We start from the raw sequence: 21,647 nt of genomic DNA, 5'->3' as shown, positions 1-21,647 counted from the left end.
AGCGCGAGACGGTCGTCACCGAGGGCAGCGGCGGCATGCTGTCGGTGGCCGGCGGCAAGTGGACGACCTTCCGGCACATCGGCCGCACGGTGATGCGGCGAGTGGCAAAGCTTCACCCCTCGTTTGCCGGCGATATGAGGCCGGCCTCCCACCTGTCACGACGGGTGCCGCTGCCCGGCGTCGCTGATCCCCATACGGTCGCGGACCGGCTGCTGACCCACCCGCGGGCGGGAGCGCTGATGGACCCGCAGACCGTGCGCCATCTCTCCACCCACTACGGTTCGCTGTCCTTCGACATCGCGCACCTGATCACCGACGACCCAGCCCTGGGCAAGCGGATCCACCCCGACGGCCCCGAGATCTGGGCACAGGTCGTCTACGCCCGCGACCACGAGTGGGCCCAGACCGTCGACGACGTGCTACGCCGCCGTACGACGCTGACGATCCGCGGCCTGGACACGGACGAGGTCCGCGCCCGCGTCCAGGACCTGCTTGCCCAGAAGGACTGATGCCATGAGGGACTGGACAGAAACCGACACTCCAGGTAGCGGGAATCCCCCTTCCACCACACCCTCACACGGCGCCGTTCCCCAAGAGTCACCGTTCCGCGGCGAAGCGGGCCGGCAGCATCGGGCGGGGCCGCCGGAAGGCAAGACCCTGCGCCCGGGGAGAGTTCGCACGACCTGGCGCACCGTCGACGACGGCTCGTTCTTCTGCCCCTCCTGCGGCGGCGACCGCAACTACCTGAGCCGCATCGGCCGCCGCCGGCTCGCTGTCCTCAGCATCCCCCTGGTCCCCCACGGCACAGCAGCATTCGTGGTCGAGTGCACCGCCTGCCGGACCCGATTCGACACCGACGTCCTCGACCAGCCCACCAGCACCGTCCTCTCGTCGATGCTCCGCGACGCCGTACACACCGTCTCCCTCGCTGTCCTCGACGCCGGGGGTTTCGAGGACAGCGCGGCTCGTGAGGCTGCGGTGGGCGCAGTGCGTGACGCCGGCTTCGACGACTGCACCGAGGAGCAGTTGGCCGTCCTCCGCGAGGAGCGGGTCGTCGGCACGTGGCGGCTGCCCTGCGGGTACCAGGACGCCATCGACGGCGGGAGCACCACGCTCACCGCCGCACTCCGCCAGACCCTCGGCGCGCTCACCTTGCACCTGGAACTCGCCGGGAGGGAGGGTCTCCTCCTACGGGCCGCCCGCATCGCCCTGGCCGACGGGCCCTATACCCACCACGAGCACCAGACCCTGACCGCGATCGGCCGCGCCTTGCTCCTCGGCCGCGAAGAAACCGAACGGCTGCTGGCCGCTGCGGCCCGTAGGGCGCCGTGAGACAACGCTGCCGCCGACAGGAGAAGGCCCCATCCATACCACGTCGCTGCCAGGCCCCCAACGACCGTTCCGGCCGGGCTCCAAGGAGGCATCCCCGCCGAAGCATCGGCGCCGACCCCGCTGCTGCTTCCCGGCCCGGTGCGCCGGCACGCCGTGATCGCTTTGCCTGCCAAGGAGCGCCACGTACGCACCGCACGCCGCTTCATCCTGACCCAGCTGACCCGCTGGGGCGTGACCGAGGAAGACCGGTGCCGCATCGAGCTCATCGTCGGGGAACTGGCCGGCAACTCGGCCCACCACGGACGGGCCGAGATGACCGTGCACCTCACCCTGACCGGCCAGGACCTGCGCATCGACGTCCTCGACACCGGCCAGCCGCCGCCCTCACGCCCCCAGCCCAGACCCCGGGACGAATGCGGCCGCGGCCTGGGCATCGTCAGCCACCTGGCCGACTGGACCGACACACGGCACCTCCGGCATGGCCGTCACGCCCGCGCCGGTCTCCGCGTCGCGCTGGCTGTCGGCGCTGCGGCCTGACGCGTGGCGGTGACGTCAGCCGCCCACGCATGCTCTGCCGCATCAATGGATGACATTTGTGGGTGCCTGACAACGACCGCACGCCCGATGCTCACCTGCCTGTGGATTGCCGTGGCGCGGGGAGGCCTCAGGTCACAGCGACTGCCAACAAGGGTGCTTGCAAGGAATCGATGAGAACGGGTGGAAGGAAGCCTCGCCGATATCCGATTACCAACGCGGCCGAAGTGCCACAGCAGGTTGTGCTCCGCCGGCCGAAGCCGCCAATCTCGTACAGCTGCTGCGCCCGGTCTTCATCGAGGCCACCCGCCCGACCGTCGACGCTGCTCTTCCTGCCGCTGGCGCATGTCCTGGACCGGGCGATCCAGCATCCTCATCACCAACGGCGGCAAGAATTCCTCAAAAGGATTCCCCCTGGGGAATTCTGATTGCTGTAGTCGCCCTACTCTTGATCCTCTCTTGGGCGGGTACTCGCGACATACTTGAAACACTCCAAGATCACGGCAACCTCGGACCCTCCGATGCGCCGATCGTCGTCACCACAATCGTCTCTCTGGCCACAGCTACCGGCGCATTGATCGGGGGAACGCTTACAGGAATCTCGAAATACGTGCAGGCTCGAGGTCAGACTGACGCAGAGCGGACCCGGGCGGATGCGGACATGCTCCGCGCACAAGCCGATATCATTCGAGCCAGGGCGGGCTTGCCTCCGCTGGAAACCCCGCCGGACGGAGAAACTCCGCCACGCCAGCCCGAGCCCTCAGAGTGATCCATGCGGCGGGACAGCCTCCAGAAGACCGCAAGTTGGGTACGAATCACCTTACTTACCGGCTGACGGCGGAAGGTGTGAGGTCGCTTCCGGCTGCCGCGCGTCGAGTAGCTGGGGCAGTCGGCGTGCCACGGCGACGATGACGGATCAGCACCCCGACTGCCGCACCAACGGGACCGCGCCACCATGAAGTAGCTGGTCAGCCTGGTGGCGTGGCAGGGTTCATGGGTGCTCGTGCTGGTCGGGTGCGTCGGTTGTCTGCGTTCGTGATCCCAGCCGGCCCGCACCTCGTCTCGTGAGTCGTCGCTCAGCACCGTGTGCGTATCAGGTGACGGATGCGCGGCGATGGCTGGGCCCGTCGGTCAGTCGATGCCTTCGACGATGCGGAAGTCGCGCTCGAAGCCGTCGGGGAGGGCCACCAGAGCCTTCTGGTATGCCTCGCTCTCGTATGCCGCGGCGGCCTGTTCAAAGCTGTCGAACTCGATCAGAACGACGCGTTGGGTGATTCCGGCCTCGTGGGCGACGACTCGACCGAAATTGGACAGGACGCGCCCGCCCGCAGCCCGGACGGCCGGACCCGCCAGCTTGTTGTAGTCAGTCAGCATCTCAGGGTCGGAAATGGCGGGGTAGACACTGACCCAGTAGCCCTTGGCCATGGAAACCTCCTGTGTTCGGCCGGACAGGTCCGACTTCGAATTGACGTTCAGATTGCTCGATCCCGGCGATGGAGCACCGGGCAGTTGTGAGGACGTGCTGATCCGGCCTGGCCCGGCTCTGCCACCTCGGCTGCCGGTTCGCGTCCCGGCGAAGTCTTCCTCAGCGCCCCGGGCGCCTTCGGCGAGGGGGGAACGTGCCGGAGACGGAAACAAAGGCCTCCCGGTCGACGGGGTCGGCCATGGCGGGCATTCCAGCCCGTCCACGCAGGAGGAGACACGGCCTCATCCGAACCTCGCCGGGTGTTCGCCACCCGCTGGTGCCGTCGGCGTCAGCAGCAGACTGAGGTCGAACGCCGGCGCGCTGTGGGTGATGGCACCGACGGATATCGCGTCGACTCCGGTCTCCGCGACGGCCCTGACCGTGTCCAGCGTGATGGATCCAGACGCCTCGAGTCGGGGCCCTTCCGACCCTCGCAGTGTCACGATGTGCCGGATGTCTTCGATGGGCATGTTGTCCAGCATGATCCACTCGACTCCCGCGCGCAGCGCCTCGATGGCCTGGGCCGTCGACTCGACCTCCACCTCGACGGCGACGCCCCGCGTGTTACACGCGTGCACTGCCGCGATCGCGGCGCTCACGCCGCCCGCCGCGGCGATGTGGTTCTCCTTGAGCAGGACCATCGCCGCGAGGTCGAGCCGGTGGTTGCCCACTCCGCCGGCGGCGACCGCAGCCTTGTCGAGCGCTCGAAGCCCAGGCGCTGTTTTGCGGGTGTCCAGGATCCGTGCCGGAAGCCCGGTCACCGCCTCCGCGAAGGCCGCGGCGGCGGTGGCGATGCCGGCCATGCGTTGCAGGAAGTTCAAAGCTGTCCGCTCGCCGGTGATGATCTCTCGTGCGGGTCCTGCCAGCGTGAGCAGGTCCTGCCCGGTGCGGACGCGGTCGCCGTCTTGAACGTGCTCGGTGACGACGACGTCGCTGCCGAGCTGCCGGTATACCTCGGCTGGGATCGCCGTGCCGGCGATCACGCCGTCTTGGCGGGCGACGACGCGCGCATGGGCGCGGGTGCCGTCCGGCACCGCCCAGCGGGTGGTGATGTCGTCCTCGGCGCGGTCTTCGGCCAGGGCGCGGCGGACGGCGTCCGCCATGGCGCCGACGGCGACTGCCGTCCGGTGCGCCGCGTGCGGGGCTGGGGCACGGAGTTCGGGACGAGAGATCTCTAGAGCATTCATATAAATCGTGATCACCTTCAGAGGGCTCGCAGAACCCTCACATCTGGACATTTGTGAGAACCGCGGAGCGTGGAGCGCAGCTCCCTACCCGGGCATCGGCAGACAGGCGACTCGCGCGATTCTCGCGGTACTGGTGACGTCGACCAGCGGACTCTGCGGGTTGTGGCGTGCGGCAGTGCTGACAGAGGAGGGGCTTCCCAGGGCGTCGCCCATGTCGACGGCAATCCGGGTGGTGCCGTGACGGGCGAGCAGGTGGGCTGCCAGGCAAGCGCAGCTGTTGGTGTTGGCGATGTCCTCGGGGACGCCGATCGACGGTGCGAACATGCGGGCAGTAGTCCGGACCGAGGCTGATACCGGGGAGTGGACGAAGCAGCCCAGCAGCCCTAGCCGGTCGCAGGCGGCGGCGAGCTGGTCGGGAGCCGGAGCCAGGGCGGCGAGCGCGCGCTCGGTGGGGGCGGGGACAACTAGCCGTGGGCGTCCCAGTGTCGCAATGCAAGCTCCGGCGGTGGCCGTCGCGGTGAGACCCAAAGCGGAGAGTAGTAGCGAGAGTTCCTCTCCCGTTGGCTGACGCAGATGCACCGGCCCCGCCCTGAAGGTGACGTCGATGGATGACGAAACCCGGTGGACGGCACGGCCCTTGATGGCCCGTCCGGAGGCCCACAGCTCGGCGCGATACTCCCTGTCGCCGGTACGCGCCGAGAGGAAGGCCAACGCCGCCACGGTGCCGTGACCGCACGCGGGCAGTTCCGTCTCGGGAGTGAAGAAGCGCACCTGGAGCACGGGCTGTCTCGTCCCCCTCCTGTCTGCCGGATCGCGGTCATCCGAGAGGAACACGGCGTGCGAGGCGCCAACCAGGGTAGGCACGAGGCGGCGCTCGCCATCGGTTAACAGCCTGCCGGCCCGCCTCCAGGGCGTCTCGTCCACGACTGCCGTCGGACTGCCTCCACGCCCCTCACGCAGGCATGCGTGGACGATCGTGACGGGCAGGTCGTCGTGGCCGGCAAGCGGCCGGGTAGGGCGCGTCATCGAGTGCGGGGCGGGAAGTCGGCGAAGCGTGGTGCGCCGGGCTCGTGCGGTATGCGAGCAGTGCGGGCGGCGAAGCTGACGGCGTGATACCACCCACACAGCAGGAGCAGGTCGAGCAGTTGGGGCTCGTCGAAGACCGAGGCAAGCCGTGCCCACAACGCGTCGTCGACGTCGGAAACGCTCATGCAGCATGTCGACAGCGAGAATGAGCAGCCGTTCCGGCTCGGATGTCCAGCATTCGTCGGCGGGACCACCGTGCACCAGCGAAGTCGCCTGCTCGTGAGTGAGGCCGACTCGCTCGGCGAACGTCAACATGTGCACGCCCCACTCGTACTCGCAGCCGCACAGCGCGCACGTCCGGTCGATGACGATCTCGCGTTCCCGCATGGTCAGCGTCAGCTGCCGACTCAACTCGTAGCGACCCCACCCGTGCATGGCACCGGCCATCGGGAGGTTTCTGGCGAACATCCGGAACAGCCCGATCGGTGGGGCCTCTCCGGGCATCATGCGCGCGAGCAGTGCGCCCACCTGGTCGGTATACGGCGGTTCCAGCAAGGCTATCCGCGGCATCGGCTCTCCCGTCGAGCTCGTTTCGAAATTAGAAACGCCGGATGGATGCTAGCGTTTCGAATAGCGAAACACAAGGAGACGTATGCCAACGCCGCGCCCAGGAACACCGGTTCGTGGATCGACGACCGGCCGGCCGATCATGGCCGCGATGGACCTGTTCGGCCGCCGGTGGGCGCTGCGAATTCTCTGGGAGCTCCGCTCGGGCCCGCTCGGCGCCCGCGCGCTGTTGGCGCGGTGCGAAGGCCTGTCATCCAGCGTCCTCTACCAGCGGCTCCGCGAACTCGCATCGAGCGGGATCATCGCCCCTTCGGCCGATGGCTACGAGCTCACCCGACTGGGGACAGCACTCGGTCACGCCCTCCGTCCGCTCGACGAATGGGCGGCAATCTGGGCGCAGGAGCAAGAACACCACGATCAGGAGCCCACGGAGACCTGAAGATGACGCCCAACCAGGTTGGCGGTGATGTGACAGCCCCCGACTCGTGGACACATGGGCTCACGCGATGGGCTCACGCGGCCTGCCAAAAACCTTCTGTCGTTGGCTCGTCGCCGCGTAGTGGGGTGAAGTCGAGGTCCTGGCGGGGGTCGTAGGCGGCTGGTTCGTCGCCGAGTTCGTGGGTGGAGCATTCGCCGAAGCGGCGAATGTGCTCGGTCGGATACGGCGAGACCTGCGCCAGGTCCTCCGGGTCGATTTCCAACCCTTCGGCCTGCAGCTGGCGCACGATCGCGGCGATGTCGAGCGCGTTATGGAAGATCACCGCGTTGGACAGCAGCGCGTTGAATTTCGCGGTCTTCTCCTGCTCGACGGGGTCGTTGTCGGCGATCACGCCGCCGTTGCCGAAGCCGACCCACTGGGAGAACCGGTTGAACGACTCGACCTTTTCGTCGCCGCGGTCACCCGCCGGCGCAGCGGCGCGTCCGAGAGGTGCGCAGCAGCGCGATGGTGCGGATGACGCGTCCGACCTCGCGGAAGGCGAAGTAGGTGGCGTTCTTGTCGGAGCCCGCGCGCAGCCGGCGCAGCAGCAGCGTGGAGGAGATCGCGCCCTCCCGTACGGACACGGCCACCTTCATCAGGTGCTGAAACCGCGACTCGATCAGCTCCCAGTCGATGACGTGCTTGTCCGGCTCGCCGAACAGGGCATCGATGTGCACGTACTCGACGGACCGGGTGGGCCGGTAGAGGGTGAGGTGCTTCCAGTTGCGGATCCGGGGGGCCAGGCCGAAGCCGGGAAGATGGGCAAAGGCGTGCCGTCCGCGGCCACGGTTGAGCCGTCGCCCCACGCCTGGGAGATGTCGAGCTCGGCGTGCGCGCTGACGACGTCGGCGATCGCCTCGTTCAAAAGGGCGATGGAGAAGTACCGGTTCGTGGCCAAGGACAGTTCGTGCCCGCTGACGCCGGGGATGTGCTGTCTGGAGTCGACAGCGGCACAACGCGTCTGCCACTGGCTCAGAAAACGGCAGACCAGCACCCCTACTGCAGCGCACTCAAGCCGCCGCTCGACGCCCACGCCGAGCAACTGGCCAAGGCGGTCGATCACAACTATTCGCTTCGAAGGCGGTGACCAGGGCGAGGGTAGTGCGTCATTGGCATGTGCCTGGGGCGCTCAGACCGCACGGAACCGGCCATACCGGATAATGCATCGCAGACCAGATTGAAGTGTTCATGCCCGACCCATAGCGTGTGCGAGGCATGCGCGGCCGGGTTGATGACCCCGCCCCACAGTGCACGGCCGCGGCGCCTACTCGCCTGCCCTTTGGACAGGCGGGCCACCAACGGGAGGACCATCATGGGCCTGCGCACCACCCTCGCCACCCGCATTGCGAGACCGGCGGCAGTCGCCTGCGCCACTGCCGCGCTGCTGCTGACCGGGACCACGGCCGCACACGCCGTCACACCCAGGCCCAAGGGCCCGGCCATCGCCGACGGCCAGATCTACTACTACGCCCTCAAGAACCAGAGCACCGGCCGCTGCGTGGACGACTCATGGGGAGCCGGCCTGCGCGCCTTCACCTGTAACGGGCTCAATTACCAGAACTTCAATTGGTATCCGCAGTCCGACGGCACCTGGGTCATCCAGAACCAGAACACCGGCCGCTGCATCGACGACAGCGCCGACTACGGACTGCGCGCCTTCGGCTGCAACTACTCGGCGTACCAGCGGTGGTCGATCATCTACCAGTCCGACGGCACGAAGACGCTCAAAAACCAGAACACCGGCCGCGTGATGGACGACAGCCTGGACTTCGGCCTGCGCGCCTTTGGGTACAACGGGCTGTTCTACCAGCGGTTCACCTTCGTCGGCTAACACATCAGCCGGTCACGGCCGTGCTCGTGGTTGTTGGCGCGCACGGCCGTGTCGCATCGATGCATCGATGAAGGGGGCGTGTCGTGTCGACGAACAACTCGTCGGGACGATGTAGGTGTGGAGATCGAGCAGAGCGAGCGAAGCTGAAACGGTGCGCACGGTGCGGTCATGGCCTCGGTCCACTGAGAAGCCTGGCCTGAGCGGGTGTGCCGCACCGTGCCTCATTGCCAAGCCTTGGACTTGGCAGCCCATGGCCGGACAGCGGCAAGGCATCACCGGGCTGTTTCATGCCGGGGGGGGAACGTCGATTTCGTGGATGCCTCCTCCGGGTCCGGTGGGCAAGGCACTCCAGGAGCAAGGTGAGGACGTTTGCAGCCAGTTCAGTGCGTGATCGTCGCTGACTCGCGCTCGTCGGCGAGACACTCATGGACATCACGCCAGGGCTTCCCGCGACGGACAACTTCCAGCACTGGACCGCCGTGGCGGCCGCTCGTAGTCGAGACCGCCCGACGCCTCCTCGACTACACCGGCGGCACCCGGGTGATGCCCATGGCCGTCCTGGTCGAGCGGTATTGACGCGAGGTCAGCACGGGCCTAGTGCTGTGACCGGAAACGTTCACCGGCCCGGGGCCCGGGGCATCCACCGGACTGTGTGACACGGAGGGTTTGCTCGTTCCGTTAGGGTGCGCCGAATGGACGACAGCACTTCATGGCAGCACTCAACGGCGACTCAGACCCTGTACTTCCATCCTGACTATCTCGATGCAGTACGCGCCGAACAGAAGACGACCACGGTACGTTTCCGTGACCCGGTGGAGCCGGGCCCGGTGAGCCTGGTGTTCGAGTTGGACGACGAGGTGGCACTACCGGGTGTCGTCACGCAGGTCACTGCCAAGACGATTGCCCAGCTGAGCGAGTCGGACGCCCGAGCGGACGGTTTCCGTGATCTCGCCGAGCTCCACGACAGACTGCGGTTTCACTACCCCCACATCGAGCCGACCGACACCATCGCCATCGTGCACTTCCGGTTGGCGAAATGAGTGAGTGACCTCGGGCATCGACTGGAGCGCCTCCCCGCATGAACACGCCGCTTTGGGACGTGGGCGCCCCAGCGCTGCTGACATTCACTGAGGATGCGGGCGCGTTCGCGTCGTTGGGCGGCCCAGGTGTGGTCGATGCCCTTGCGGCGCCGGCTGTTGACATCGAATGCCGGGTCCGGGGATTCCTTCCAGGTCTTCGTCCGCTGGAAGGTGATCCCCCGGCGGGCCAGTAAGCACCGCAGGGCCTCCCGGCCGATCCGAACGGGCCGAGCCATGTTCCTGCGCAGATGATCGGCCAGTTTGCGGACTGACCAGCGGGTGAAGGGCTTGCCCAGCATGATGGGCTGGGTGGTGGCCGTCCGGATGACGAAATCCTCGTCGTCACTGCTCAGCAGGCGGGGACGGCCTCCCGCCCGCTGAGGGTTCAGGCATGCGTGCCCGATCTCGTTGAAGCGATGGATCACGTCCCGGACGGTGTCCTCGCTGGCTGGACCAACCCGTGCGATCACCGGGACCGTGCTGCCGCCGGCCGAGGCCAGCAGCATCACCGCCTGCCGAAACCGCACCGAGCTCGTGCTGCCCCGCCGAACGATGTGCTGAATCTTCTGCCCCTCCTGCTCGGTCAGGCCGCGGACCCTGACCGGTAACGCCATCCCGCCTCCCCGTGCCAGTTGAAGTCGTCACATCCGAACGGCACAACGGGCAACCCGGCAAACTTTCCCGGTCACAGCACTTGGGCGTGTCCGTTAGGACGCCGTTTCAAATGGTGTTGAGGTTGAGACGGGGCCGGACCAAGGGCCCCGTTGCGAGCACGAGCAGCGTGAAGGCAGTGAGCCTTTGCAGGCCCGGCTGTGCGAAGAAGTCGCGGTGTTGGATGTCGTAGGCGGCATACCGTAGGCCATCAGGTCAGTCGCCATGACCACGTACATGAGGTCCACGCCCGCTCGCCTCCCGTTGACCAGCAGCAGGGCAGCCAGCGAGTCGAATAGCGCTGGTGAGGACCAGTACAGGTTCAGCCAGTCCGGAGCCCAGCTGTACGGATGCAGGCCGCTGCGGACGAGGTCGGCGAGGTGCGAAGCGGCTCCTACGAAGAGGAGCACGACGACATACACGGCCATCAGCGCCACAACCCACCGTGGGGCCCGAGGTATCCATCGGATCACACGAGTGGTTCTCTCAGCGTTGGAGGCCGGGCTGGGCGCGGTTCAGCGTGTGTCGGCGGCGCCGGCCGCGCACCGCCCTCCTGGGCCGGCCGCGCACGCTGCTCGGGGCCACCACGCGCTTGCGGAGGTCCCGTCGGTCAGTGGTAATGGCGCATGATGTCGGTGGCCCAGTCGGGTTGCGTGGTGGGGCCTTGGGGGCCGAACTCGGTCATGTAGGGCTTGATGTCGAGGACGGGGGTGCCGTCGACGGCGTCGAGGCCTTGGACGTGGAGGTCGAGGCCGTCGGTTTTGAGGAGGCGGCAGCGGGAGACGCCGAGGCGGTTGGGGCGGTTCTTGCCGCGCTGGGCGAAGATGCCGACCAGGGGCCAGTCGGTGTTGCCGCGGGGGTGCCGGGCGCCGGTCTGGATCTTGTCGGTGGGGACGCGGTCGAAGTGGTAGACGATTTCCAGGTGGGAGAAGGTGTCCAGGCCTGCGACGGATTCGGGGCCGTAGTGGTCGGCGTCCAGGCGGATGATCGCGGTTTCCTTGCCCCAGTCGTCGTCGCGGACCTCCGCCCGGCCGCCGACCACCCGGCCCACCGGCACCGAAACCACTGCGGCAGGAGTGGTGTTCTCGGGCATGTGCAGTGCCTTTCGTCCAAAGAGTGGGTCAGCTGGTCGAGTTGGCTTACCGTACCGATGGCCTGCGGTCGTCGGTCAAGTGGCTCCGGAACCTGTCGGCGCCTCTCCTCGGGGAGTACGGCCTGTCGGCCCGGTCCTTCCACCCGAAGATCGGCGGCGCACGCCGGTACGCCAACGTCCTGGAGAGGAGCCTGAACGGTTGGTGTCCGCGCGCGGCTATGCCCATCGCATGCCGATGGCGGATCCGCGGCCGCACCGCCCGCCCGGCCGCCTGACATGGCGGCGAGGGGCCGTCGCCCGGCGGATCCGTGGCGAGGAGGCCGGCCGCACGAAGCGCAGACGCGGTGGGCTGACTACGAGTCAGTACCCGATGTTCAAATGTCTGATGTTTGTATAGAGTGCTGCCATGAAACGCATCAGCGCACCGCGGCGGACCGCCAGCCTCTCCGCTCAGCTCGTTGACAGTCTCCGCTCCCACATCGAGTCCGGCGGGTGGCCGGTGGGGACGCGGATCCCGCCGGAACAGGCCCTCATCGAAGAACTCGGCGTCGGACGCAGCACCCTGCGGGAGGCGATCGGTGCGCTGGTGCACCTGGGTCTGCTGGAGCCCCGAGCCGGCGACGGCACCTACGTCCGCTCATCGAGCGAGCTGCAGTCGGTCATGGTGCGGCGGGCGAGCTCCGCGCGGCGGGACAACGTGCTGGAGCTGCGGACCGTTCTGGAGGAGTACGCCTCCCAGGCAGCGGCCCTGCGCCGCGACGAGAGTCAGTTGCAGCAGCTGCGGGAGCTCCTGGCCGACGCCGACGCGGCCTGCGCCGATGAGGACACGTCCGCGGCCACGAACGTCGACGCGCTGTTCCACCGGGCCGTGGTCCGGGCGAGCGGGAACGACCTGCTGATCGAGGTGTACGACCACCTCGGCACGGCGCTCACCTCGTCCCTGGGGGGCCTGCCCTGGGACGCCGTCCATGCCGAGGAGCACGCCCGCCTGCACCGCCGGCTCGTCGACGCGATCGAGGCCCGGGACGCGGGCGGCGCCCGTGCCGCGGCGGCCGCGATCGTCCAGCTCACCCGCGGCCACGAGACCGGCACACCACGAGCCGCGGAGGACCGGTGAGTGCGCGGATGACTTCCGTACCGGCTGCCCTGGGCACTGCCACGGCGGCCGCCGGACACGGCGCGGGACAGGACCGCCAGCTGCATCAGCCTTCCCGCTGACAGGAACCCCCTGACACGAACCCCCTGACACGAACACCCTGCCCACACGGCAACGCCGCCCACCCGAACGGGCTTTCACGGCCGAAAAGGAGACCACTCGTGTCCCACTCCCGACCCACCGCCGCCGAACTCGACGCACGTACCGACCGGCGTCACGCCCACCTGGCCGCGACCGACGCGCAGTTCCGTGACACCGCGCCCCTGGACGCCGTCACCGAGGCGATCCAGCGGCCCGGACTGCCGCTCGCCGCCCTGGTGGCCACGGTGATGAAGGGGTACGCCGACCGTCCCGCCCTGGGCGAGCGTGCCACCGAGCCGGTTACCGATCCGAAGACAGGCCGGACCACGCTGCGCCTGCTGAAGCGGTTCGACACGCTCACCTACGGCGAACTCTGGGAACGGGTGGGCGCGGTGGCCTCCGAGTGGCGGCACCACCCCGAACACGCGCTGCGACCAGGTGACCTCGTCGCCGTTCTCGGGTCCACGAGCTCCGAGTACACCGTGGTGGAGCTGGCCTCCATCCGCTCCGGCATGGTGTCCGTTCCCCTCCAGGCCGGTACCTCGGCGTTACACCTGGCCCCCATCATCGAGCAGACCGGACCGCGCCTGCTCGTGGCGCACGTCGACCACGTGGCGGTCGCGACCGACATAGCGGCGAACGCCCCCTCGCTGGGCCGGATCATCCTCATCGGCCACCACTCCGAGATCACCGCCCACCAGGAGGAGTTGGACTCCGCGCGCGGCCGGCTCGCGGCGCAGGACCGAGGCGTCACCCTGGACACACTGGCATCGGTCATCGACCGGGGAAGGACGCTGCCGTCGCTCCCCGAGGTTCCCGACGGGTCGGCAGCCGACGCGCTCAGCGCACTGATCTACACCTCGGGCAGTTCCGGCACCCCCAAGGGCGCCATGTACACCGAGCGCCTGGTCAGGCACTTCTGGATCGATTTCGTACCCGGCCAAGCGGTTCGGCCCGCCATCGTGCTGAACTACCTGCCCTTGAGCCACATGATGGGCAGGGGCGTACTGTTCAGCACGCTCGCCAAGGGAGGCCTCGCCTGCTTCACGGCGTCCAGCGACCTGTCGACGCTCTTCGAAGACCTCTCGCTGGTCCGCCCCACCGAGTTCCTCATGGTTCCCCGCATCTCCGACATGCTCTTCCAGTACTACCGGGCCGAGTTGTCCCGCCGGACCGAGCCGGACGGCGATGCAGCCGAGCAGGTGATGGAGCAGTTGCGGGAGAAGGTCATGGGCGGCCGCCTCCTGTGGGCCGTCACCGCATCCGCTCCACCGAGCGACGAGCTGACGGCGTTCGTCGAGAACTGCCTCCACGTCAGGCTGTCCGACGGCTACGGGTCGACGGAAGCCGGCATCGTCTCCCTCGACGGCCAGGTGCTGCGCCCGCCGGTGACCGACCACAAACTGGCCGACGTACCCGAGCTGGGATACTTCGCGACCGACTCACCGCACCCCAGGGGCGAACTGCTGATCAGGTCCGACCGGCTCGTCCCCGGCTACTTCCGGCGCCCGGACGCCACCGCCGAGGCCTTCGACGAGGACGGCTTCTACCGCACGGGAGACATCATGGCCCGTGTCGGCCCCGACGCGCTGAGGTACGTCGACCGCCGCTCCAACGTCCTGAAGCTGTCACAGGGCGAATTCGTCACGGTCTCCCGCCTGGAGGCGCTCTTCAACGGCAGTCCGGTCGTCCGGCAGATCTTCCTGTACGGCAACAGCGCCCGCGCCTACCTGCTCGCGGTCGTCGTGCCGACGCAGGACGCCCTCGACCGCGCCGACGGGGACCCCCGGCGCATCAGGCCGGTCCTGCGGGAGTCCCTGCAGGAAATTGCCACCGAGGCGGGACTGAACTCCTACGAGATCCCCAGGGACTTCCTCATCGAGAGCGAGCCGTTCACCCAGGAGAACGGGCTGCTCTCCGGGATGCGCAAGCCGCTGCGGCCCGCCCTGACGAAGCGTTACGGCGAGCATCTCGAAGCGCTGTACACCGAATTGACCGACCGCGAGGCCGACGAACTGCGGGCACTGCGCCGGCTCGGCCCCGACCAGCCCGTACCGGAGACCGTGCTCCGGGCCGCACAGGCGCTCCTCGGGCAGCGGAACGGCGACCTGGAGCCCGGCGCACGCTTCCTCGACCTCGGCGGTGACAGCCTGACCGCACTGTCGTTCTCCCAGCTGCTGAAGGAGATCTACCGCGTCGATGTTCCTGTCGACGTGGTCATCAACCCGGTCAACACGCTGCGGCGGGTGGCCGACCACATCGAGCGGGCGCTCGCGTCGCAACACCGCCGTCCTAGCGCCGACAGCCTCCACGGCCCTGACGCGACGCGACTCGACGCGGCCGACCTACGGCTCGACGCGTTCCTCGACGCGCGGGCCATCGGGCGGGCCGAACGGCCGGCCGGTCCGCTGCCCGAGGCCCGGACCGTGCTGCTGACCGGCGCCAACGGCTACCTGGGCCGTTTTCTGTGCCTCGAATGGCTGGAGCGCGTGGCGCAGCGCGGTGGCACGCTGGTGTGCGTGGTCCGCGGCTCCTCCGCCGAGACGGCCCGGGCACGGCTGGAGGCGGCCTTCGACAGCGGCGACCCGGAACTCATGGAGCGCTACCACGAGCTCGCCGCCCGGCATCTGCACGTGATCGCCGGCGACATCGGGGAACCGAACCTCGGCCTCGACGACAGGACTTGGCAGCGGCTGGCCGACACCGTCGACCTGATCGTCCACCCCGCGGCACTGGTCAACCATGTCCTGCCCTACGACCAGTTGTTCGGTCCCAACGTACGGGGAACAGCCGAACTGATCAGGCTCGCGGTCACCTCCCGAATCAAGCAGTTCACCTACCTGTCGACGGTCGCCGTCGTCTTCGGGAACGAGTCGGCGGCCGACGAGTCGGCGGACATCCGCACCGCCTGCCGGACACGCAGCCTCGAAGGTGACTACGCCGATGGTTACGCGGCCAGCAAATGGGCCGGCGAGGTGCTGCTGCACGAGGCGCACGAAAGGTTCGGGCTGCCGGTCGCAGTCTTCCGCTCGAACCTGATCCTCGCGCACCCGCGCTACCGCGGCCAGCTCAACATCCCGGACGTCTTCACCCGCCTCCTGCTGAGCCTGCTGGCGACAGGCATCGCACCCGGCAGCTTCTACGCCCCCGACACGGGGGACGGCAGCGCACACTACGACGCACTGCCCGTGGACTTCACCGCGCGGGCAATCGCCTCGCTGGGTGACCACGCACGAGAGGGCCACCGGACCTACAACGTGGTCAACCCGCACGAGGACGGCATCTCCCTCGACACGTTCGTCGACTGGCTGATGGCAGCCGGGCACCCCCTGACCCGCGTCCAGGACCACGCCGAGTGGCTCGACCGTTTCGAGACCGCCCTGCGGGGCCTGCCCGACCACCAGAAGCAACATTCACTGCTTCCTCTGCTGCACGCCTTCGCCGAGCCGCAGAAGTCACTGCCCGGGTCCGCCCTGCCGGCAGACCGGTTCCGTGCGGCGGTACGGGCCGCTGCCCTCGACGAGGAGAACGACATCCCTCGTCTGTCACCGGCCCTGATCACCAAGTACGTGGCTGACCTCCGGGCGCAGTACCTGATTTGACGCGCACCTGAGTGTCGGCGGACTGCATCGTCACGCTGCCTCCGGGCCAGCGGCACCGGCCCGTAACAGGAAAGCGGCCGTGGACGGCAACGCCGACAAACAGCACTGCGCGTGGCGGGCAATCACGGACAACGGTTCAAAAGCCTGTTGAAACTCTACTGGCTATCACCACTTCCGATGGATTCGCCTGAAAAGCAGAGAGTCGGTCGGCTACGCCGGCGATCGATCTTTTCGTGGTGACGTCCAAACTTGATCGCTTCCTGCACACGCTGGGAGGATGCCGCATCATCACCACCCTGGAGGCCCATGGTGAACATCGATCTGTCCTACGTATTGCAACCAGAGGAGCTCATACATGCCCGCCTCAGGATGGCCCGGCGAAGACGCATCATCGTGTGGGCCGTCGCAATCGTGTTTCTCGTACTCGGCCTTGCCCTGACGCTGGGGCGCGGTGACCACGGCTCGGATTCCACTGGCTTCCTATGCATAGGCGCCGGGGTGATGTACGTCCTGCTGCTGACGCTCGGCACAAGGATGGGAGTCAAGAAGCAAGCCCCTCGCCTGTGCAAGCCCACACGCGCGCTTCTCACCGTGAATGGGGTCGCGATCGAAACGGATCTTGAGCGTGGTGAATTCAAGTGGGCTGCCATCATCAAGATCCGCGAGACAAGTGAAGCCTTCCTGCTTCACCCGTCAGCGCGACTCTTCATCGTGATCCCCAAGCGCGCGTTCGCCCCCGAGCAGCTGACTGAGTTCTCGGCATTCGTCGCTGGTCGGGGTGCCGTGACCCCCAATGGCGCTCCAGTTGTCCAGGAGCACGTGTCTCCGTAACGAGAAACCCGCCTACGGGTTCCTGATCATTGGTGCGGGATGTTCGCGGTATGTAGGGCGGAGATGGGCTGTTCGAGGTCGAGCCGGTCGAGAAGAAGCGGCCAATGGGTCCTGCGACAACGGTGGACAAGACGTTTCGGGCGTTCGATCCGCAAAGGTGCTGCCGCTGCCGCTGGAGGACTGGCTGCCCCAGGACCACCTCGCCCGGTTCGTCGCCTACCTGGTCGACGACGTGCTGGACCTGGAGGCCGGCCCTGGCCGACTACACCGACACGCGGAGCTACCCGCCGTACGAACCGCGGCTGATGCTGCGCCTGCTGATCGGGGCGGCAGGCCGAGGTGGCCGACACGGTCGAGCGGCTGACCGGCAGACCGGCCCAGTCGCTGCCGGGGGGGCTGATCGAGCACCACGGCCGGTCGGCCGCCCCCTCGTGACGGCCGTCAACACCACGGCTCGCGTCGACTCGCCCCGGCTCGCTCCAACCCGTGTGGGGCAGGGGCGGTACGGCCAGTCAGGCTTGAGCTGCGGCGCGCAGGGCCCGTGCCAGCCACTCCAGCTCCTCGCTCGCGTCGGGAGACGCATACTGTCCGCGCACGCGGGCGACGAGCCTGCGGTAGCGCTCCGCCCCCGCATCGATCCCGGCCTCCAGGCACAACAGCACGGCGGCCCGACCCGCGTCGCCGAACAGTTCGGACAGCAGATTGGCCGCTGCCGGTCCTTCAGGGGCGATCCCGCGTTTTCTGGCCTCCGCGACGGTCTGTACGACCTGCCTGGCCCACCAGATGGACGCCCCGGGGGGACGCTTCTGCCCGGGGGCCCGGGTGCTCAGCTCCAGCATGGTGCGCATCCGCGCGCGGAAGGCGGGGCCCCGTACCAGCTCGGCCAATTCGATCCAGGCATCGACCTGCTCGGGGGTGGGGTCGTCGGGCAGTTCGATGCGGAAGGTACGCATGCGGTCACGCAGGCACGGGTCGACGTCGAGACCGCCGAACACCTCCTCCTTGAACTCGTCAATGATCTGTTTGCGTTCGGCGGCGGAGAGCCGAGCCAACCGGTTCATCAGTGCTGTCTCCTCAGCGGTCGAACCGCGTTTCGATACGGTGGACAGGACGGCCCGGCTCACCTTGAGGGAGCGGATCTGCGCGTCGAGCGCGGCCACGTGCGCGTCGGCGACCTCGGCGACCGTGGTGCGGCCGCTCAGCACGCGGCACACGTCGTCGAGCCCGAGGCCCAGCTCCCGCAGGGTGCGGACCAACTCGACGCGGGCCACGGACTCGGCGTCGTACAGCCGGTAGCCACTCGCGGAGCGGGCCACGGGCGGTACCGCTCCCTCGTCCGACCAGAAGCGCAGGGTGCGCACCGGAAGTCCGGTGCGGTGCGCGAGCTGGCCGATGGTGAGCACGTCGGGGCGTTCGTCTTCCATGGGCGAAATCCTGGACCCTCCAGCCGCTGGAGACTCAAGCGCCCGGGCGTGCGATGCGGTGGATCTTGACGTCGAGGGGCTTTCCGCCGATTGCCGTGGCGGTCATGCAGGTCCCATGAGCTCGTGAGTACCCGGCGGTTGGCCGTGGACGGTGACAGTTCTGGTCATGCAGACCGACATGCTGTTCTGGGTTCTGGGAGTCTCTGCGGCAGCTGCGGGACGTGCCGTTGAGCGGACACGAGGAAGAGAGCGGAGCTGCCATGGCTTCCCATGAAAAGCCTTGTTTGTGCCGTCGTCCGGATGATGGGGTGGCACGGTGACCCACCACGATGAGGCGGCGGTTGTCTTACCGTTGACACTGACTTGGGTGGGCCGACATCTGGAGGTCGGCGAACGGATCGTCAAAATCGAGGCGTTGCAGGGCGGCATTACCGCCGAAATGCGGAGGCTGACCATCGGCACGCGGGACGGAGGCACCCGCGACCTGGTGCTGCGGAGTTTTGTCGATCCGTTCTACGTGGGGCGCGCCGAGGCACTGCTCCACCCATCTCGCGCTGCTGCACGGCCCGGCGTGGGGTCTGCGGTTCGCTGAGGCGTATGAGGGGGCCGGCGGGGTGTTGGCCGCGGCCGCGAGCGAGCGGCTGTACTGGCGGGTTCGGGACGCGCTGGCGTGCTCAGAAGAAGTGCAGTTGGTGGCGCAGCCATGGCGGGAGGCAGGAAGGACAGAGCTGACGACACGAGCCGTGGAGGAGCGGCTGGATGCCTACGTCACCGTCCTGATGGACGCGCGGGGCTGAGCCAAGGCGGTCCGGGGGCGGGCGCGGCAGCGAACCGCCATTGCCCGTGCCCTATCGGATACCCGATCCGCACGTCGTGTTGAGCAGGGGTTGCACGGTCGCCTGGCAAGGCTATGGCGTGGCGATCACTCGTCGCCGGGCGCGAGGTCGAGCATCCGGATCGCCAGCTCCACAGTGACCGTTCCGCTGGTGACCGAGCGCATGCCGACTGCCGGCCGTGGCGGTGAAGGAGTGCTCGCATCGCGCGCCGCCACCCCATCCAGGGGCTCGTATGCCTCAACACCTCCTGAATGCAAAGCAGTCAGCTTGTCCGGCCTGCAGGCTGGTCAACAGGTCAGGGTAAATCACCAACAACTACTGCTAACTACACGCCAATTGAAGTGACGGCAGCAGCGACTTACCCCAACTATAGAAAGAACGCTTGACGCATCATTCACACGCGGTGAACATTCAACGAGCAGGAGAGCGCTCCCATGAACTTCATTCGTTCACTTCCTGAACCCGAATCAGGAGGGCTTCCATGCCCACACCCCCCTCAGATCCCACGGCTCACCGCACACCGAGACCCTCACGCCGCAAGATACTGGCCGTGATGGCGGCCGCACTCCCCGCCGCCGGGCTGCCCGTCCTGTCCTCCCGAGCCTCCGCGGCACCCGCCACCGCCGCGCTCCCCGGTGGCGGCGACCTCGGCCCGAATGTGCTGGTCTTCGACCCCGGCACACCCAACATCCAGGGCAAGCTCGACGAGATCTTCAAGCAGCAGGAGTCGGCCCAGTTCGGCACCGCCAGGTACGCCCTCCTGTTCAAACCGGGCACGTACCACGGCCTGAACGCCCAGCTCGGCTTCTACACCTCGATCGCGGGCCTGGGGCTGTCGCCCGATGACACGACCATCAACGGCGATGTGACCGTTGACGCCGGCTGGTTCAACGGCAATGCGACGCAGAACTTCTGGCGCTCGGCGGAGAACCTCGCGCTCAATCCCGTCAACGGCACGAACAGATGGGCCGTGGCGCAGGCAGCACCCTTCCGGCGGATGCACGTCAAGGGTGGACTGAACCTGGCACCCGACGGCTACGGCTGGGCCAGCGGCGGGTACATCGCCGACAGCCGTATCGACGGCACGGTGAGTCCGTACTCCCAGCAGCAGTGGTACACCCGCGACAGCTCGGTGGGCGGCTGGCGCAATGCCGTGTGGAACATGGTGTTCTCCGGCGTCGAGGGAGCCCCCGGACAGACGTTTCCCGATCCGCCGTACACCACTCTGGACACCACTCCGATCTCGCGTGAAAAGCCCTTCCTCTACCTTGAGGGCGGCGACTACCGGGTGTTCCTCCCCGAGAAGCGGGTCAACGCCCGCGGCACCACCTGGGGCAACGGCACACCGCGGGGCGCATCCCTTCCGCTGAGCCAGTTCTACGTGGCCAAGCCCGGCACTGATGCGGCAACCCTCAACGCCGCACTGGCCCAGGGTCTCAACTTGCTGCTCACGCCCGGGATTTACCATGTCGACCGGCCGATCGAGGTCCAGCGGGCGAACACCGTGGTCCTGGGCCTGGGGTACGCGACCATCGTGCCCGACAACGGGGTGAGCGCCATGAAGGTCGCCGACGTCGACGGGGTGCGCCTCGCGGGGTTCCTCATCGACGCCGGCCCGGTCAACTCGGCCACACTGTTGGAGATCGGCCCCGAGGGGGCTTCCGCGGACCACGCCGCCAATCCGACGACGGTCCAGGACGTCTTCGTACGGATCGGCGGCGCCGGCCCCGGCAAGGCGACGACCAGCATGGTGATCAACAGCAACCACACCATCATCGACCACACCTGGGTCTGGCGCGCCGACCACGGCGACGGGGTGGGCTGGGAGACCAACCGGGCCGACTACGGCATCCGCGTCAACGGTGCCGACGTCCTGGCCACGGGGCTGTTCGTCGAGCACTTCAACAAGTACGACGTGGAGTGGCGCGGCGAGCGGGGCCGTACGGTCTTCTTCCAGAACGAGAAGGCGTACGACGCGCCCAATCAGGCCGCGGTGCAGAACGGCAGCACCAAGGGCTTCGCCGCGTACAAGGTCGCCGACACGGTGACCACCCACGAAGGGTGGGGCCTCGGCAGCTACTGCTACTACAACGTGGATCCCACCATCCGGCAGGACCACGGCTTCGAGGCCCCGAACAAGCCGGGCGTGAAGTTCCACGATCTGCTCGTGGTCTCGCTGGGCGGCAAGGGCCAGTACGAGCACGTGATCAACAACACCGGCGCCCCCACGTCGGGCACCTCAACCGTGCCGTCCACGGTGGTCTCCTACCCCTGACCACCGCGCCTACGAAGGACAGGCCCCCAGGACGGACGAGCGGCTATAGGACGGCGTCGTTCCGTTGCGTGGTGGGCTGTGGTGGGCTCGGCTGCTGAGGCCAGTTGCGTGGCACCGGCGGCCGATAGGTGTCCGCGTCGGGCGGCAGAGGTGCGGAACGCCCACGGTGCGGGCCCGTGAGGTCCGGTGATGTCCCATC

At 67.9% G+C, this 21,647-nt stretch carries 16 protein-coding genes and 6 pseudogenes; 13 read left to right on the top strand and 9 right to left on the bottom strand.

The window, feature by feature from the left end; translation table 11 throughout:
* The 3 genes from ACGF4C_RS27115 to ACGF4C_RS27105 all read left to right on the top strand — a co-directional run.
* Positions 1-509, top strand: a 509-nt coding sequence (locus tag ACGF4C_RS27115; RefSeq protein WP_393569398.1) for a glycerol-3-phosphate dehydrogenase C-terminal domain-containing protein, incomplete at its 5' end; no start/stop codon positions are given.
* A gap of 4 nt (positions 510-513) precedes the next feature.
* Positions 514-1,332 carry a TerB family tellurite resistance protein gene (locus ACGF4C_RS27110; RefSeq protein WP_393569397.1) on the top strand — a complete coding sequence of 273 codons (819 nt, stop codon included), beginning with the start codon at positions 514-516 and terminating at the stop codon, positions 1,330-1,332.
* A gap of 153 nt (positions 1,333-1,485) precedes the next feature.
* Positions 1,486-1,869: an ATP-binding protein gene (locus ACGF4C_RS27105; RefSeq protein WP_393569396.1), complete on the top strand. Its 384-nt coding sequence runs from the start codon at positions 1,486-1,488 to the stop codon at positions 1,867-1,869.
* 1,128 nt (positions 1,870-2,997) lie between these two features.
* On the opposite strand, the gene ACGF4C_RS27100 is transcribed toward ACGF4C_RS27105, so the two are convergent.
* The 3 genes from ACGF4C_RS27100 to ACGF4C_RS27090 all read right to left on the bottom strand — a co-directional run bounded on the left by ACGF4C_RS27100 (position 2,998) and on the right by ACGF4C_RS27090 (position 6,072).
* A complete protein-coding gene (locus ACGF4C_RS27100; RefSeq protein ID WP_393569395.1) occupies positions 2,998-3,291 on the bottom strand; it encodes a DUF1330 domain-containing protein in 294 nt (97 codons plus the stop codon).
* A gap of 282 nt (positions 3,292-3,573) precedes the next feature.
* Complete coding sequence (nadC, locus tag ACGF4C_RS27095; protein ID WP_393569394.1) at positions 3,574-4,434, bottom strand: carboxylating nicotinate-nucleotide diphosphorylase; 861 nt, start codon at positions 4,432-4,434, stop codon at positions 3,574-3,576.
* Between the two features lie 168 nt (positions 4,435-4,602).
* Positions 4,603-6,072 carry a PhzF family phenazine biosynthesis isomerase gene (locus ACGF4C_RS27090; protein WP_393569393.1) on the bottom strand — a complete coding sequence of 490 codons (1,470 nt, stop codon included), beginning with the start codon at positions 6,070-6,072 and terminating at the stop codon, positions 4,603-4,605.
* Positions 6,073-6,253: 181 nt separating this feature from the next.
* On the opposite strand from ACGF4C_RS27090, the gene ACGF4C_RS27085 reads away from it, so the two are divergent.
* Positions 6,254-6,550: a winged helix-turn-helix transcriptional regulator gene (locus ACGF4C_RS27085; protein WP_393569402.1), complete on the top strand. Its 297-nt coding sequence runs from the start codon at positions 6,254-6,256 to the stop codon at positions 6,548-6,550.
* Positions 6,551-6,623: 73 nt separating this feature from the next.
* On the opposite strand, the pseudogene ACGF4C_RS27080 reads toward ACGF4C_RS27085, so the two are convergent.
* The 3 genes and pseudogenes from ACGF4C_RS27080 to ACGF4C_RS27070 all read right to left on the bottom strand — a co-directional run.
* Positions 6,624-6,986 (bottom strand): annotated as a pseudogene (locus ACGF4C_RS27080) (Tn3 family transposase); the annotation flags it as partial.
* Positions 6,987-7,008: 22 nt separating this feature from the next.
* Positions 7,009-7,395, bottom strand: a complete 387-nt coding sequence (locus tag ACGF4C_RS27075) for a Tn3 family transposase (protein ID WP_393569392.1) — start codon at positions 7,393-7,395, stop codon at positions 7,009-7,011.
* Positions 7,396-7,419: 24 nt separating this feature from the next.
* A pseudogene (locus ACGF4C_RS27070) lies at positions 7,420-7,583 on the bottom strand (hypothetical protein); the annotation flags it as partial.
* Between the two features lie 318 nt (positions 7,584-7,901).
* On the opposite strand from ACGF4C_RS27070, the gene ACGF4C_RS27065 reads away from it, so the two are divergent.
* From ACGF4C_RS27065 to ACGF4C_RS27055, 3 genes and pseudogenes are all read left to right on the top strand, one after another.
* Positions 7,902-8,420 (top strand): RICIN domain-containing protein, encoded by a 519-nt coding sequence (locus ACGF4C_RS27065; RefSeq protein WP_393569391.1) that lies wholly within the window; start codon positions 7,902-7,904, stop codon positions 8,418-8,420.
* Positions 8,421-8,845: 425 nt separating this feature from the next.
* Positions 8,846-8,993 (top strand): annotated as a pseudogene (locus ACGF4C_RS27060) (ATP-binding protein); the annotation flags it as partial.
* A gap of 119 nt (positions 8,994-9,112) precedes the next feature.
* Positions 9,113-9,460, top strand: coding sequence for an ASCH domain-containing protein (locus tag ACGF4C_RS27055; protein ID WP_393569390.1), 348 nt, complete (start codon positions 9,113-9,115; stop codon positions 9,458-9,460).
* A 146-nt stretch (positions 9,461-9,606) separates the two neighbouring features.
* Here the strand turns inward: ACGF4C_RS27055 and ACGF4C_RS27050 are convergent.
* Positions 9,607-10,113, bottom strand: a pseudogene (locus tag ACGF4C_RS27050) (helix-turn-helix domain-containing protein); the annotation flags it as partial.
* 647 nt (positions 10,114-10,760) lie between these two features.
* Positions 10,761-11,243, bottom strand: coding sequence for an SAM-dependent methyltransferase (locus tag ACGF4C_RS27045; RefSeq protein ID WP_393569389.1), 483 nt, complete (start codon positions 11,241-11,243; stop codon positions 10,761-10,763).
* A gap of 406 nt (positions 11,244-11,649) precedes the next feature.
* Here ACGF4C_RS27045 and ACGF4C_RS27040 point away from each other — a divergent pair, with 406 nt between their 5' ends.
* The 4 genes and pseudogenes from ACGF4C_RS27040 to ACGF4C_RS27025 all read left to right on the top strand — a co-directional run.
* Entirely contained in the window at positions 11,650-12,360 is a 711-nt protein-coding gene (locus ACGF4C_RS27040; RefSeq protein WP_393569388.1) for a FadR/GntR family transcriptional regulator, read from the top strand.
* Positions 12,361-12,560: 200 nt separating this feature from the next.
* Positions 12,561-16,082, top strand: coding sequence for a carboxylic acid reductase (car, locus tag ACGF4C_RS27035; RefSeq protein WP_393569387.1), 3,522 nt, complete (start codon positions 12,561-12,563; stop codon positions 16,080-16,082).
* A 306-nt stretch (positions 16,083-16,388) separates the two neighbouring features.
* Positions 16,389-16,913: a YcxB family protein gene (locus ACGF4C_RS27030; RefSeq protein WP_393569386.1), complete on the top strand. Its 525-nt coding sequence runs from the start codon at positions 16,389-16,391 to the stop codon at positions 16,911-16,913.
* 68 nt (positions 16,914-16,981) lie between these two features.
* Positions 16,982-17,323 (top strand): annotated as a pseudogene (locus ACGF4C_RS27025) (IS1182 family transposase); the annotation flags it as partial.
* A 102-nt stretch (positions 17,324-17,425) separates the two neighbouring features.
* Here the strand turns inward: ACGF4C_RS27025 and ACGF4C_RS27020 are convergent.
* Positions 17,426-18,337 carry a MerR family transcriptional regulator gene (locus ACGF4C_RS27020; protein ID WP_393569385.1) on the bottom strand — a complete coding sequence of 304 codons (912 nt, stop codon included), beginning with the start codon at positions 18,335-18,337 and terminating at the stop codon, positions 17,426-17,428.
* Positions 18,338-18,653: 316 nt separating this feature from the next.
* Between ACGF4C_RS27020 and ACGF4C_RS27015 the strand changes: the two are divergent.
* Positions 18,654-19,134: pseudogene (locus tag ACGF4C_RS27015) on the top strand (hypothetical protein).
* 520 nt (positions 19,135-19,654) lie between these two features.
* Entirely contained in the window at positions 19,655-21,448 is a 1,794-nt protein-coding gene (locus tag ACGF4C_RS27010) for a coagulation factor 5/8 type domain-containing protein (protein ID WP_393569384.1), read from the top strand.
* The last annotated feature ends 199 nt before the right edge of the window (positions 21,449-21,647 follow it).

It is taken from the genome of Streptomyces sp. NPDC048197 (assembly GCF_043202395.1).
GTDB lineage: Bacteria > Actinomycetota > Actinomycetes > Streptomycetales > Streptomycetaceae > Streptomyces > Streptomyces siderophoricus.
Note: the sequence above shows the minus strand (reverse complement) of the source record. Positions and strands in the feature narration are given on the sequence as shown.

Bases quoted from the DNA above. Each gene is read 5' to 3' on its own strand.
- ACGF4C_RS27010 (WP_393569384.1), top strand. From the start codon at position 19,655: ATGCCCACACCCCCCTCAGATCCCACGGCTCACCGCACACCGAGACCC.
- ACGF4C_RS27020 (WP_393569385.1), bottom strand. From the start codon at position 18,337: ATGGAAGACGAACGCCCCGACGTGCTCACCATCGGCCAGCTCGCGCAC.
- ACGF4C_RS27040 (WP_393569388.1), top strand. From the start codon at position 11,650: ATGAAACGCATCAGCGCACCGCGGCGGACCGCCAGCCTCTCCGCTCAG.
- ACGF4C_RS27055 (WP_393569390.1), top strand. From the start codon at position 9,113: ATGGACGACAGCACTTCATGGCAGCACTCAACGGCGACTCAGACCCTG.
- nadC (WP_393569394.1), bottom strand. From the start codon at position 4,434: ATGGCGGACGCCGTCCGCCGCGCCCTGGCCGAAGACCGCGCCGAGGAC.
- ACGF4C_RS27030 (WP_393569386.1), top strand. From the start codon at position 16,389: ATGGTGAACATCGATCTGTCCTACGTATTGCAACCAGAGGAGCTCATA.
- ACGF4C_RS27110 (WP_393569397.1), top strand. From the start codon at position 514: ATGAGGGACTGGACAGAAACCGACACTCCAGGTAGCGGGAATCCCCCT.
- ACGF4C_RS27100 (WP_393569395.1), bottom strand. From the start codon at position 3,291: ATGGCCAAGGGCTACTGGGTCAGTGTCTACCCCGCCATTTCCGACCCT.
- ACGF4C_RS27045 (WP_393569389.1), bottom strand. From the start codon at position 11,243: ATGCCCGAGAACACCACTCCTGCCGCAGTGGTTTCGGTGCCGGTGGGC.
- ACGF4C_RS27085 (WP_393569402.1), top strand. From the start codon at position 6,254: ATGGCCGCGATGGACCTGTTCGGCCGCCGGTGGGCGCTGCGAATTCTC.
- ACGF4C_RS27065 (WP_393569391.1), top strand. From the start codon at position 7,902: ATGGGCCTGCGCACCACCCTCGCCACCCGCATTGCGAGACCGGCGGCA.